9 protein-coding genes are annotated in these 12,809 nt (G+C 38.0%); all 9 read left to right on the top strand.

Annotated features, from left to right (window positions below; all coding sequences use genetic code 11):
* The first annotated feature begins 81 nt into the window (after window positions 1–81).
* The 9 genes from B494_RS0106135 to B494_RS0106095 all read left to right on the top strand — a co-directional run bounded on the left by B494_RS0106135 (window position 82) and on the right by B494_RS0106095 (window position 12,804).
* Complete coding sequence (locus B494_RS0106135) at window positions 82–1,692, top strand: extracellular solute-binding protein (RefSeq protein WP_017471500.1); 1,611 nt, start codon at window positions 82–84, stop codon at window positions 1,690–1,692.
* 75 nt (window positions 1,693–1,767) lie between these two features.
* Complete coding sequence (locus B494_RS0106130) at window positions 1,768–4,887, top strand: alpha-mannosidase (RefSeq protein ID WP_017471499.1); 3,120 nt, start codon at window positions 1,768–1,770, stop codon at window positions 4,885–4,887.
* 63 nt (window positions 4,888–4,950) lie between these two features.
* Window positions 4,951–7,638, top strand: a complete 2,688-nt coding sequence (locus B494_RS0106125; RefSeq protein ID WP_017471498.1) for an alpha-mannosidase — start codon at window positions 4,951–4,953, stop codon at window positions 7,636–7,638.
* Between the two features lie 25 nt (window positions 7,639–7,663).
* Window positions 7,664–8,977 (top strand): glycoside hydrolase family 125 protein, encoded by a 1,314-nt coding sequence (locus tag B494_RS0106120; protein ID WP_017471497.1) that lies wholly within the window; start codon window positions 7,664–7,666, stop codon window positions 8,975–8,977.
* On the top strand, window positions 8,974–9,159 hold the full coding sequence (locus B494_RS0106115) for a hypothetical protein (RefSeq protein ID WP_017471496.1): 186 nt from the start codon (window positions 8,974–8,976) through the stop codon (window positions 9,157–9,159). The genes B494_RS0106120 and B494_RS0106115 overlap by 4 nt, the downstream gene beginning before the upstream one ends.
* A gap of 50 nt (window positions 9,160–9,209) precedes the next feature.
* The gene (locus tag B494_RS0106110) at window positions 9,210–10,085 is read left to right on the top strand and encodes a sugar phosphate isomerase/epimerase family protein (protein ID WP_017471495.1); all 876 of its coding nucleotides are present in this window, start codon (window positions 9,210–9,212) and stop codon (window positions 10,083–10,085) included.
* 10 nt (window positions 10,086–10,095) lie between these two features.
* Window positions 10,096–10,956: a hypothetical protein gene (locus B494_RS0106105; RefSeq protein WP_017471494.1), complete on the top strand. Its 861-nt coding sequence runs from the start codon at window positions 10,096–10,098 to the stop codon at window positions 10,954–10,956.
* The gene (locus B494_RS0106100) at window positions 10,953–11,942 is read left to right on the top strand and encodes a Gfo/Idh/MocA family protein (RefSeq protein ID WP_017471493.1); all 990 of its coding nucleotides are present in this window, start codon (window positions 10,953–10,955) and stop codon (window positions 11,940–11,942) included. The genes B494_RS0106105 and B494_RS0106100 overlap by 4 nt, the downstream gene beginning before the upstream one ends.
* A gap of 1 nt (window position 11,943) precedes the next feature.
* On the top strand, window positions 11,944–12,804 hold the full coding sequence (locus tag B494_RS0106095) for a sugar phosphate isomerase/epimerase family protein (RefSeq protein ID WP_017471492.1): 861 nt from the start codon (window positions 11,944–11,946) through the stop codon (window positions 12,802–12,804).
* Window positions 12,805–12,809 lie beyond the last annotated feature (5 nt).

Genomic DNA, 12,809 nt, shown 5'->3' with positions numbered 1-12,809 from the left:
GAGGTGATTATTACATATTCAAGTAAGACCTTTTTACAAATAGTGAAATGCACTTTAAAGCAGATTGAGAGGGGTAAAAAGATGAAGAAATTAATGATGTTTTTCGTACTCATTTTTATAGGATTGACCATTGTTGCATGTGGTTCTGATGACGAACCAGTAAATGGAAATGATGCGTCAAGCAATGAAGAAACAGGTAGTGAAGGTGTAAATAAAGAAGGCTTTCCGATTGTTGATGAAGAAATTACGCTATCTTTAATGGCCCCAGGTACAGGTATTGAAGAGTGGGATAATATGGTTACTTTACAGCAATACTCAGAAATGACAAATATTAATTTTGACTATATTACACCACCAATGAGTGATTTTCAGACGCGTTTAAACTTAGCGTTTGCTAGTCAGGACCTTTCTGATATTATCTTTGCGGCAGGTACAGGTAATTTAACGCCTGGTATGGAAGTGGACTACGGACGCCAAGGTGTATTAATACCATTAAACGATCTCATTGATGAATATGCACCAAACTTACGTGCATTAATGGATGAAAACCCAGAGATTGAGCGTTCAATAACCACACCAGATGGTAACATCTACTCACTACCATTTATCAATAATCACCCAACTGCCGTCTGGCCACGTGGTCCATTATGGTATAAAGGAGATTGGCTACAAAATCTAGGTGTTGAAGAATTGCCGAAAACGGTTGATGAGTTCTATGATCTACTTGTTCGTTTCAGGGATGAAGATCCAAATAATACAGGACAAGATGACACCATTCCTCTAACGGATGTTCAAATGAATAGTAGTCGTGCTTGGTTGATGGCTGCTTTTGGTATGAAAGAGTGGGGGATTGAGGAACATGATGGTGAAGTAAGGTATGCACCATCATCCGAAAACTATAAAGCATATTTAGAATTTATGAATCGATTATATGAAGAAGAATTACTTGATCCAGAGACATTCTCTCAAGCGGATGAACAAAAGAAAGCAAAAGGGCAAGAAAACCGTATTGGTCTATTCCCCGACTGGTTCTCATTCTTTACAACAGGTCAAAGTGAAGAAGAAGCAATTGAAAATCCAATGTTCCAACCATTAACAAGCGATGTATCACCCGAACTTATTGTACCAGGTAACCCAGGGATTTCACGTGGTACTTTCTCAATTACAAGTTTAAATGAACATCCAGAAGCAACGATGCGTTGGATTGATTACTGGTATTCAACAGAAGGGCGCGACTTCTTTGATAAAGGGCCAGAAGGTTATATTTGGGAATTGGAAGAAGATGGCATGCGCGTTCCGTTAGATCCGCCGGAAGGCTATGACTCTTCTGAAGACTACCGGGCGACATTGACACCAGCTTATGGTATTACAGCACCAATGTTAGGAGATTTAGTTGAAAATGAACCGCGCTCTGACTTTGAACTGTTTATATTTTCAGAAACTGAAGCAAAAATCACGCCATATGCTGAAACACCATTCCCACTGGTTTATTTAACTGATGACGAGCAAAGTACTGTCAATACAATTCAACAAGATTTAAACTCATATGTTGAACAAATGGAAGCACGCTTCATTACCGGTGTTGAGCCCTTATCAAATTGGGATGATTATGTACAAACAATTGAAAGTATGAATCTTGAAGAATACGTTCAAATTCATCAAGAGGCTTATGATCGCTGGGCACAAAATTAATTAATAATAGTCAAGTTAATCAAGGCTCGGAAGTGTATATTCGAGCCTTGATCCTTAAGTAAAGGAGGATGTCTGTTGTTTTTTACAATTAATAAATTAAATAATCGGATTCAAGAGATAAATACATACCGTTATCGGGACATAAAACCTATTGAAAGCTGGCGATTTACTGAAGATAAAGAAGCAAATGTTGGACAATATCCGATCGGCGAAACAGCTGAGACTGTTACGGTAAAGCTTGGCGATCACTGGAAAGGACGTGACTTATATGCTTGGTTATCCCAGACCGTAAGTGTTCCAAAGGCGTGGGAAAACCAGCGCATTGTTGGTTTATTTGATTTTGGACAAACCGGTGGAGGAAACAATTCTGGATTTGAATCTTTGTTATTTGTCAATGATCAGCTTTATCAAGGTGTTGATTCAAATCACAAAGAAGTTTTCTTTAAAGACATGGCTGGTGAAGTGTTAAAGCTTGATTTTCGTTTATGGAGTGGTTTGGAGGGTGGTGGTACACCACGCGAGCAAGAATTTCAATTCAAACAGGCAGCAATAGCGTATCTAGACCATCAGGTTGATCAACTTTATTTTGATGCCTGGACGGCTATTGAAACGATAAAAACCTTAGATGACCATGCCCCCGTTAAACAACAATTAACCCGAGCATTAAATGATGCATTGAAACAAGTTAATTGGCTAAATAAAGGGTCAGATGCATTTTACGATTCGCTATACGATGCTCAAGGATTATTAGAAAAAAGGCTTCAAGACATCGGTAAACAGAGTGATGTTGTTTACCGTAGTGTAGGTCATACACACATAGATGTGGCGTGGTTATGGCAACTTAAACATACGCGCGAGAAATCAGCCCGTTCTTTTTCAACTGTATTGAGGTTGATGGAAGCGTATCCTGAATATTTATTCTTACAAAGTCAACCGCAATTATATGAGTACATCAAAGAGGATTACCCCGAACTTTACCAAGAAATCAGAGAACGGATTGAAGAAGGACGCTGGGAAACTGATGGAGGAATGTGGCTTGAGTCTGACTGTAATATTCCTTCTGGAGAATCACTCGTTCGTCAAATAATGCTTGGGAAACGCTTCTTAAAAAATGAGTTTGGTAAGGACAGTACGTTCCTATGGTTACCAGACGTGTTTGGTTATAGCTGGGCCCTGCCACAGATTCTGAAAAAATCAGGCATTGATTCCTTTATGACAACGAAAATTAGTTGGAGTCAGTATAACAGAATGCCTCACGATACCTTTAAGTGGCGAGGTATTGATGGAAGTGAAATTTTGACACACTTTATTACGACAATTGAGCCTTGGCCTGAATCTCGATACTACACGTACAATGGCTACTTGGAGCCAAAGGTATTACAAGAAACGTGGAAAGAATATAAAGATAAGCCACTGAATAACGAGTTGTTACTATCATATGGTTATGGCGATGGTGGCGGTGGTGTAAACCGTGCGATGTTGGAGATTCAGCGTAGTATGGGTAAAATGCCAGGGTTACCACATATTAAGCCTTCGCGTGCTAAGGACTTCTTTGACCAATTGCACAAGACTGTAGATGAAAGCGATGAATATGTGCACACCTGGGATGGTGAGCTTTATTTAGAATTTCACCGAGGAACATATACCTCTCAAGCTTACATGAAAAAAATGAACCGTAAGCTCGAACTACTTTACCGTGATACAGAGTGGTTAAATGTTTGGCGAGTGATTGAGCGTAATCAGTACGATCGGTATCCGAACGCGCAGTTAACGAAAGGATGGAAAACCATTTTACGCAATCAATTCCATGATATTATTCCAGGCTCTTCAATTAAAGAAGTATATCAAGACGCAAAGGCCGAATATGAAGAAGCAGAAATAATTGCACTTACTTCATTAAAAGATGCACAAAACGATCTTCTTGAAAAAAATGCACAAGCCTATACTATCTATAATAGTTCATCATTTGTAAGAGATGCACTTGTTGACATTTATGATGAACATGAACCTTCTGGTTACTGGACAGATCAGAATAATGCCTTACTTGATGCACAGTATTCAGAAGGTAAATGGGTGGTACATGCGGAAGATATCCCGATTTTCGGTACAAAAACGATTGCTTTTCATAAAGGCAAATCACCAATAGATGAAGCTGCTGCCTTTGGTGTTGATAAACAGAGCTTATCAACGCCGTTTTATGATATTGCTTGGGATGAAACAGGTCAGTTAATAAAGATTTTTGATAAGATGGCTAATCGTTCCGTATTAAAGGAAAATGAAAAAGGTAATACATTACAAATATTTGAAGATAAGCCGTTGATGTTTGATGCTTGGGATATTGATATTTTTTATCAAGAAAAAGGTGAAGTCGTTACTGATCTTCGTTCAGTTGAGGTCGTTGAGTCTACCGACTTACGCATCATTATTTCTTTCACTTGGCATTATAACAAGTCTGTGATTACACAACGTATGGTTGCTTACAAGCATGATCGACGCCTTGATTTTGAAACAGACGTAGATTGGCAAGAGCGCCAACGCTTCCTAAAAGTAGCTTTTCCAGTTAATGTTCGTCACAGGGAGGCAACATACGACATCCAATTTGGAAATGTTACGCGACCAACACATTGGAATACAAGTTGGGACTGGGCCCGCTTTGAAACAGTAGGACATCAATGGGCTGATTTATCAGATGCTGGCTATGGTGTAAGCTTAATCAATGATTCGAAATACGGTTACGACATTAAAGATCATGTGATGCGTTTATCACTACTTAAAGGCGCCACATACCCAGATCCAGATAGTGATCTTGGCGAGCATACCTTTACTTACTCACTTTATCCACATGAAGGAGATTGGCGCCAAGGACAGACTGTATTTACAGCGTGGGAACTAAATAATCCATTGGTGGCTACTAAAGGATTAGCATCCGCAAAATGCAATCAATTATTTGAAGTCCACAATGACCATATTATGGTTGATGCAGTTAAAAAAGCAGAAGATAGAGCTGCCATTATTATTCGTATCCATGAATTTGAAGGGAAATGTGGATCTATAGCAATAAAGTCACCCTATGTATTCAAATCTTATCAAGAAGTGAATTTAATGGAAGAACCGATTGGCGAATGGCATGAAGAAGAAAGTATTAAAGATGTGATAGACCCATATGAAATAAAAACATATCAAGTCTTTTTCTAGAAAATAACGATAGAGTACGTGTGTACTCTATCTCTTACATAACTGAAAAGCGAGGGAATCGGTATGTCAAAAAAGAAAACGATCCATATCATTTCACATACTCACTGGGATCGCGAGTGGTATTTACCTTATGAAAAACATCATTATTTATTAGTTCAAACGATCGATCAATTGTTAGACACTTTAGCAACTGATCCTAACTTTAAAAGCTTTCATTTAGATGGTCAAACAATTATTCTGGAAGACTATTTACAAGTTCGTCCAGAGAAAAGAGAACAAATTAAAATGTTTATTGAGGCAGGGCGGATTCAAGTTGGACCATGGTACATTCTTCAAGATGAATTTTTAACAAGTAGTGAAGCGAATGTTCGCAACCTACAATACGGCATGAGAGACGCTCGGAAATGGGGTGGGTTAAGCAAAATAGGATATTTTCCTGACTCTTTTGGAAATATCGGTCAAGCACCACAAATTTTGAAGCAAGCAGGTATTAGAGCAGCAGCATTTGGACGTGGTGTGAAGCCGACCGGATTTAATAATGCGGTCATTGATGCAGATGAATATGAATCGCCTTATTCAGAAATGAAGTGGCAATCGCCAGATGGAACAGAAGTGACAGGTATATTGTTTGCAAATTGGTACTGCAATGGTAATGAAATTCCGGTAGATGAGGAGAAGGCTCGTAAATACTGGAAGCAACACATTGAAAATTTAGAGAAGTTTGCTTCGACTAGTCAGATGTTGATGCTCAACGGTTGTGATCATCAACCGATTCAGACAAACTTATCTGAGGCTATTGAAGTCGCCAATCAGCTTTATCCAGATTATCAATTTATCCATTCGTCATTTAACGAATATGTTGAATCGCTTGAAAAAGAATCAAGTAGTGAACTGAAAGTAGTCAAAGGCGAATTACGTTCACAAAAAACGGATGGTTGGGGAACCTTAGTTAACACGGCTTCATCGCGTGTTTATCTAAAACAGATGAATCAAAAGGTACAGACGCTACTAGAAAAAATAGCAGAACCACTAGCAACTTTTTGTTACTTACATGATGAGCATTATGACCACGATTTATTTAGCTATGCATGGAAAACATTGATGCAAAATCATCCGCATGACAGTATTTGCGGATGTAGTGTGGATGAAGTACATGATGAAATGGTCACACGCTTTAAAAAGAGTGAGCATTTCACTGAGATGATGATTAATCAGAGCGTAGAACATTTAGTTTCAGCAATTGACACAAGTGTATTTAAACATGAAGAGCCTGTATATCCTTTTGTTGTCTTTAATACGACAGCAACAAACAAAACAGAAGTCACAGAGGTCATAATTGATCTCGCTAGACAGTACTATCGCGATGGTGTCAATAAGAAGGCGTTACAAGCAATCGATTGTGAGGGCTATATCGTTATTGATGAAGCAAATAATAAATATCCAGTTGCCATTAAGGATCATGGCTTAGTTTTTGATTATGACTTGCCCCTCAATCAGTTTAGACAGCCTTATATGGCACGACGAGTAACGGTTCGTTTTGAGACGAGAGACTTACCTGAGTTAGGCTATAAGACTTTTGCTTTAATTAAAGGTGAAACGTCTAACAACACGTTAGTTATAGGGAAACAAAGGATGGAAAATAAACACCTTATTGTAGACATTTTAGATAATGGTTCCTTTAATTTAACGGACAAGCAAAGTGGTCATTGCCATGAAGGCTTAAATGTTTATGAAGATACAGGTGATATTGGAAATGAGTATATGTATAAAGCAACAAGTGACTGTATTGCATGTACTACAGAAAACGAAACAGCATCAATTGAACTAATTGATGATACACCTGTTTCAGCAACTTATAAAGTGACACATCATTGGTCATTACCAGAAGGTGCAGCAGATACGTTAGATCACGAACAACGAGAATGGGTTTGGTTTACAAAACGCGATTCAGACCGTGCCTTAAAAGAAGTTGCTTTTACGATAGAAACCATGATTACGTTAACATCAACAAGCAAGTATGTCGATGTTAAAACAAACTATAATAACACGGTAAAAGATCATCGTCTTCGTGTTCTTTTTCCGACAAAGGTCAAAGCTAATTATCATTACTCAGATAGTGTATTTGAAATAGCTAAACGCTCAAATAAACCGAGTGAGCAATGGGAAAATCCAGATTATTCACAACACCAGCAAGTATTTGTCGACTTAAGTGATGAAAACCAAGGACTTTGTATTGCCAACAAAGGATTAAATGAGTATGAAATCTTGCAGGAAGAACAACAAAAAATTGCGATTACGTTACTTCGTGCTGTTGGTGAAATGGGTGATTGGGGCTATTTCCCAACACCGAAAGCGCAGTGTTTAGATGAGCAAATGGTTGAATATCGGATTATCCCACATGGCGGGGGAAAGGAGCGCTTTAAAGCCTATCAAACAGCATACCAATTCCAAGTGCCATCCGTAGCAAAAGAAACGAAAATACAGACGGGTACATTGCCAACGTCACATTCATTTATTCAATTGAGACAGAATGAAACACTCAGCTACTCATCATTAAAAGTTTCAGAAGAAACGGGTGATGTGATGTTGCGATTTGCAAATTTGGATGAAAAATCTAATAAACTAACACTTAATACGGCACTTGATTGTTATCGAAGTGATGTCATTGAACGTCAACATGATCTGCTAGTTACAAAACAAGTTGAGTTAGTTGGTTTTGAGATTCTTACTGTGGGAATAAGACCTAAATAACAAGACAAGAAAAGAGGGGAAAAGCATGAATGAGGGCATACCGGAATCGATGCAATCGTTGATCGAAAAAGTGAAAGCGCATTATCAAGATAACCCGAAAATTGGGCGGATGTTTGAGAAAGCTTTTAAGAATACGTATGAGACAACAATTCGAGAAGATGGAGATAAAACGTTTGTTATTACAGGAGATATCCCTGCGATGTGGCTAAGGGATTCTGCTGCGCAAGTACGTCCTTATTTAGTTTTGGCTGAAAAAGATCTTACGTTTGCAAGGCTTGTTGCGGGTGTAGTTCGACAACAATTTGAATTCATTAAGCATGATGTATATGCAAATGCATTTAACCAAGAGCCAAATGGAGAGCGATATCATGATGATGAAACGGAAATGACAGATTGGATGTGGGAGCGAAAATATGAAATTGATTCACTTTGCTACCCTATTCAATTAGCTTATCTCTACTGGAAATCAACAACAAAGACAGATGTATTTAATGATGTGTTTGTAGAAGCAGTGAGAAAAATTATTAAGACATGGAAAGTTGAACAACATCATGAAGAACAGTCAGCTTATTACTTTAAGCGAGATAATTGTTCAGCACAAGATACGCTATCTCATGAAGGTAAAGGGGCATCTGTGCAATATACAGGTATGACTTGGAGCGGTTTCCGACCAAGTGATGATGCTTGTCAATATGGCTATTTAATTCCGTCAAATATGTTTGCAGTTGTTGTGTTGGGTTACTTAGCCGAAATTGCAGAAGCGGTCTTAAGCGATTCTGAGTTAAAAGAGGAAGCCTTAAACCTAGCCCACGAAATAGATGAGGGTATAAAAAAATTTGGCGTTGTTCATCACCCTAAGCATGGTGTCATTTACGCTTATGAAACCGATGGTTATGGTCGGCATGTGTTGATGGATGATGCAAATGTGCCCAGTTTACTATCAATACCTTACTTAGGCTATACAGATATAACTGATTCCATTTATCAAAATACGAGGCGCTTCTTATTAAGTAAGGACAATCCTTATTACTACGAAGGTACAATTGCTAAAGGTATTGGTAGCCCGCATACACCATCTTCTTACATTTGGCATATTGCATTAGCAATTCAAGGTATGACAGCAATTGATGAAATAGAACGCGAACGATTACTTGAGGTATTTAAAGAAACAGATGCAGGTACAGAGTTAATGCATGAAGGATTTCATGTAGATAACCCATCCCAATTTACGCGCCCTTGGTTTTCTTGGGCAAACATGATGTTTAGTGAATTTCTGTTAATGGAAATGGGCGTAATCGTAAAAGACAGCCCATTGGCAAAACAGAAAGGGTCGATGTGAGGGATCAAATCTTAGTTGAAGATTATCGAAATAATGGGTTGGAAAATAAGCATCTTGGTCACATTTGTGCTATTGCAGATCAATTTTTAAGAGATATCTATTATGAAAACGAAGTGACACTTCAATGGTTGGATCGTAATAGCAAAGTATCATTATTGAATGATAATGATGAAGTAGTTTAGAAAAACGTGCATGCTTTCATTTACAACATATTAAATAGAGGAGTGAAAATGTGAAAATTGGATTAAGCACATACAGTTTGCTGGACGCAATGAATGCAGGTGAGATGGATATTCTTGATGTGGTTACATGGATTAAAGAAACTGGATTTGATCATATGGAAATCGTACCCTATGGCTTTAGCTTAGTAGATAATTTACAGCTTGCTGACCGAGTGCGTGACAAAGCTAAAGAGCTTGGCCTTGACTTATCTAATTATGCATTACCAGCTAACTTTGTTCACGACACGCATGAAGCGTTCTTGGCAGAAGTAGACAGGTTAAAGCAACATGTTGATCTACTTCATCGCATGGGCATTAAACATATGCGTCATGATGTCACCTTATTCACCTTACCGAAAGAGAAGCGAACAATAAGCTATTTCGAAGCTAATTTAGATCAAATTATTGAAGGTAGTCAGTTGTTAGCTGATTATGCTAAACAATTTGGCATCACGACGACAATCGAAAATCATGGTATGACTGTTCAACATAGTGATCGTGTTCTCCGTGTCCTTGAGAAAGTCAATAGAGAGAACTTTAAAGCGACATTAGATGTCGGTAACTTTCTTTGTGTTGATGAAGATCCACTTGTCGGTATTAAAAAATTATTACCTCATGCTTCGTTAATTCACTATAAAGATTTTTATCGCAAACCGTACTATGAACCACCGGTAAATGGGAAGTGGTATGACACAGCAAGTGGAAATTATATTAGGGGAGCCATTGTTGGACAAGGTGACTTAAATTTAGTTGAGACGACAAAGCTAATTAAACAATCAGAATATGATGGTTATATTACGTTAGAGTTTGAAGGGATGGAAGAATGTCGAATGGCGAGTCGACTAGGACTGGAGTACCTAAACCATCTATGCGAGATAATAGAATAGGAGGGAGTCAATGTATCATATTCATGTAATTGGAGAAAACAACAATACAATCAAAGATGCTACAGCACGCTTAATAAAAGAAGTAAATCATTATCCGTCGTTAGCAATGTGGAACAGTTTAGAACAAGTAGAGACAATACCTGTATATTATCTTGCTGATTATATGCCAAGTATGGATTTCATCAAGCAAACATTAGATGAAGATATACAGCTAGTTTTACCACTTACCGCTTTACAGTCTCGCGCGCATTATCAAGAAATAAAAGACAGAGCTAATCAATTAAATGCAAAGCTTTTTTGGATTAATCCATATGCTATTAACCCGCATTTTCAAGCAATTAAGCAGCAGTTAAGTAAAGTGGATTTCGGTAAGGTTGCTACGAATCGAATTTTAGTTAAAGCACCTCATCAAGGGCACAATTTATTTTATCAAGACGTGTTAGGCCTTTTCATCTGGCTTGAGGAAGTATTTACACCAATTTCAAGGGTTACAACGTTAACGAAAAAGTCAGCGGGAGTAGAAGCGCTTCTCATGTCTGTTTTACATGCACAAGGCACACTATCAAACCTTCAATTTGTAAGTACAAGTCAAGGGTCGAATATAGAGATTGAAGTTTGCGGACAACACGCTATGTTAGTCCAAAAAAGTAGTACGGCAAATGGTGCTATTCTTTATAAGAATGGAAAAGCGTCTATCGATCCTCTAGAAATAAGAACACAAACACGAAATGAGTTGGATTTTATTCTGTATATGTTAGAAGAGGGCACAGAAGCGGACATAATTGAGCGAGCTTTGCTAGTAACAGAAGCAGCTGAAAAATCAAGTATACAAAAGAAACCTCTTCAATTGAAAGGTGGCAGTTCCGTATGAAGTTAGCGATTTTGAGCTTTGCTCATATGCATGCACATAGTTATGCTCAGGCAATTACCCGACAACAAGGCGCCGAACTTCTTGGGATTTGGGATGATGATCATTCAAGGGGAAAGGAGGCTGCAAACACTTACAGAACTGTATTTTATGAGAACCTGGATTCACTATTAAAGACGAATATTGATGCCGTAATTATTTGTAGTGAAAATGTGAATCATAAACCATTAGTTGTTCAAGCAGCTGAACATAAAAAGCATATTCTTTGTGAAAAGCCTATCTCTACAGAAATTGATGATGCCAAGGTAATGATTGAAGCATGTAAAATCAATAATGTAATATTACAAATGGCATATCCTGTACGATTTATACCAGCAGTCGAAGCGGCTATTGAAAAAGTTCAAGCAGGTGAGATTGGCGATATTATTGCGATTAATGCTTCAAATCACGGACAAATGCCAGGTAGCTGGTTTGTTGAGAAAGAAAAGTCAGGCGGCGGGGCAGCAACCGATCACATCGTTCATATTATGGATGTTGTAAGAGTGATGTTACAAGCTGAAGCTGAAGCTGTTTATGCTTATTTAGATACACTATTCTATCCGATTGATGTTGAAGATGCTGGTCAAGTAATGATTGAAATGGGGAAAGGGACTATTTTAAATATTGATCCCAGCTGGTCTCGTCCTAGAACATTCCCAACGTGGGGTGATGTTTTAATGGAGATTGTTGGTACAAAAGGTACCATATCTGTCGATGGTTTTAAAGATGCAACGATTTACTACAATGATACTGACTGTCAAGTGAGTCACTTACCATGGGGAATTGATATGGATGAAGCATTAATAAGAGACTTTATTGATTGTTTAAAAACTAAACGCGAACCGACAATTAGTGGTGAAGATGGATTACGCACATTAGAAGTCGTTAAATCCGCTTACCAATCAAATTATGAAAACGCTTTCGTTAAAGTTTTAAAAGAGGAGGTTTAATATGAAGTTCGGCATTAGCTCATATAGTTTACACCAAGCCATGAATGAGGGTAAGATGACCATTTTAGATATGATTGCTTGGGCTAAGAAACAAGGGGCAGAGCACGTTGAAATTGTACCACTAGGATTTGACTTAATTAATCAACCGGACTTAATTAATCAAATTAAAGAAAAAGCAGAAATTGAAGCTATTTGTTTATCAAATTATGCTATCGGTGCAGATTTTCTGAAGTCAGGTCAAGCGTTAAAAGACGAGATTGAACGGGTCAAAACGCATGTTGATATTATGCATCAGTTGGGGATTAAACATATGCGTCATGATGTAGGCTTTCTTGAACCTGAAGAGGCAACTACTGAGCGCTTTCAGGCTGACTTAGAGCGCATTGTATTAGGGTGTCGAGAGGTTGCAGATTATGCTCAAGAATATCAAATTACAACGAGTCTTGAAAATCATGGATACTATATTCAGCATAGCGATCGTGTACGGACAATCATTGAGTCTGTAAACCGTCCAAACTTTAAGTTGACTTTAGATGTAGGTAATTTCCTCTGTGTTGATGAGGACCCTGTTGTTGCTGTTAAAAAAAGTCTACCTTATATGTCTATGTTACACTTGAAAGATTTTTATTATCGCAAAACAGATCAATCACTAGGATTAGGCTTTTTCCCGACAAAGTTCGGTCATCAACTTCGGGGTGCGATTACCGGGCAAGGTGATGTTGATTTGTGTAAGATACTAAAACTAGTGAAACAGGTAGAGTATGACGGATTTGTGTCGATTGAGTTTGAAGGTATTGAAGACTGTCAAATGGGAACTAAGCAAGGATTAGATTTAATGAAATCACTATACAAAGTCATTTAGGGAGT

Source organism: Amphibacillus jilinensis Y1, assembly GCF_000306965.1.
Classification (GTDB): domain Bacteria; phylum Bacillota; class Bacilli; order Bacillales; family Amphibacillaceae; genus Amphibacillus_C; species Amphibacillus_C jilinensis.
Note: the sequence above shows the minus strand (reverse complement) of the source record. Positions and strands in the feature narration are given on the sequence as shown.

Excerpts from the sequence above, each read along its gene's own strand:
- B494_RS0106105 (WP_017471494.1), top strand. The coding sequence starts at position 10,096 with ATGTATCATATTCATGTAATTGGAGAAAACAACAATACAATCAAAGAT.
- B494_RS0106120 (WP_017471497.1), top strand. The coding sequence starts at position 7,664 with ATGAATGAGGGCATACCGGAATCGATGCAATCGTTGATCGAAAAAGTG.
- B494_RS0106125 (WP_017471498.1), top strand. The coding sequence starts at position 4,951 with ATGTCAAAAAAGAAAACGATCCATATCATTTCACATACTCACTGGGAT.
- B494_RS0106100 (WP_017471493.1), top strand. The coding sequence starts at position 10,953 with ATGAAGTTAGCGATTTTGAGCTTTGCTCATATGCATGCACATAGTTAT.
- B494_RS0106095 (WP_017471492.1), top strand. The coding sequence starts at position 11,944 with ATGAAGTTCGGCATTAGCTCATATAGTTTACACCAAGCCATGAATGAG.
- B494_RS0106135 (WP_017471500.1), top strand. The coding sequence starts at position 82 with ATGAAGAAATTAATGATGTTTTTCGTACTCATTTTTATAGGATTGACC.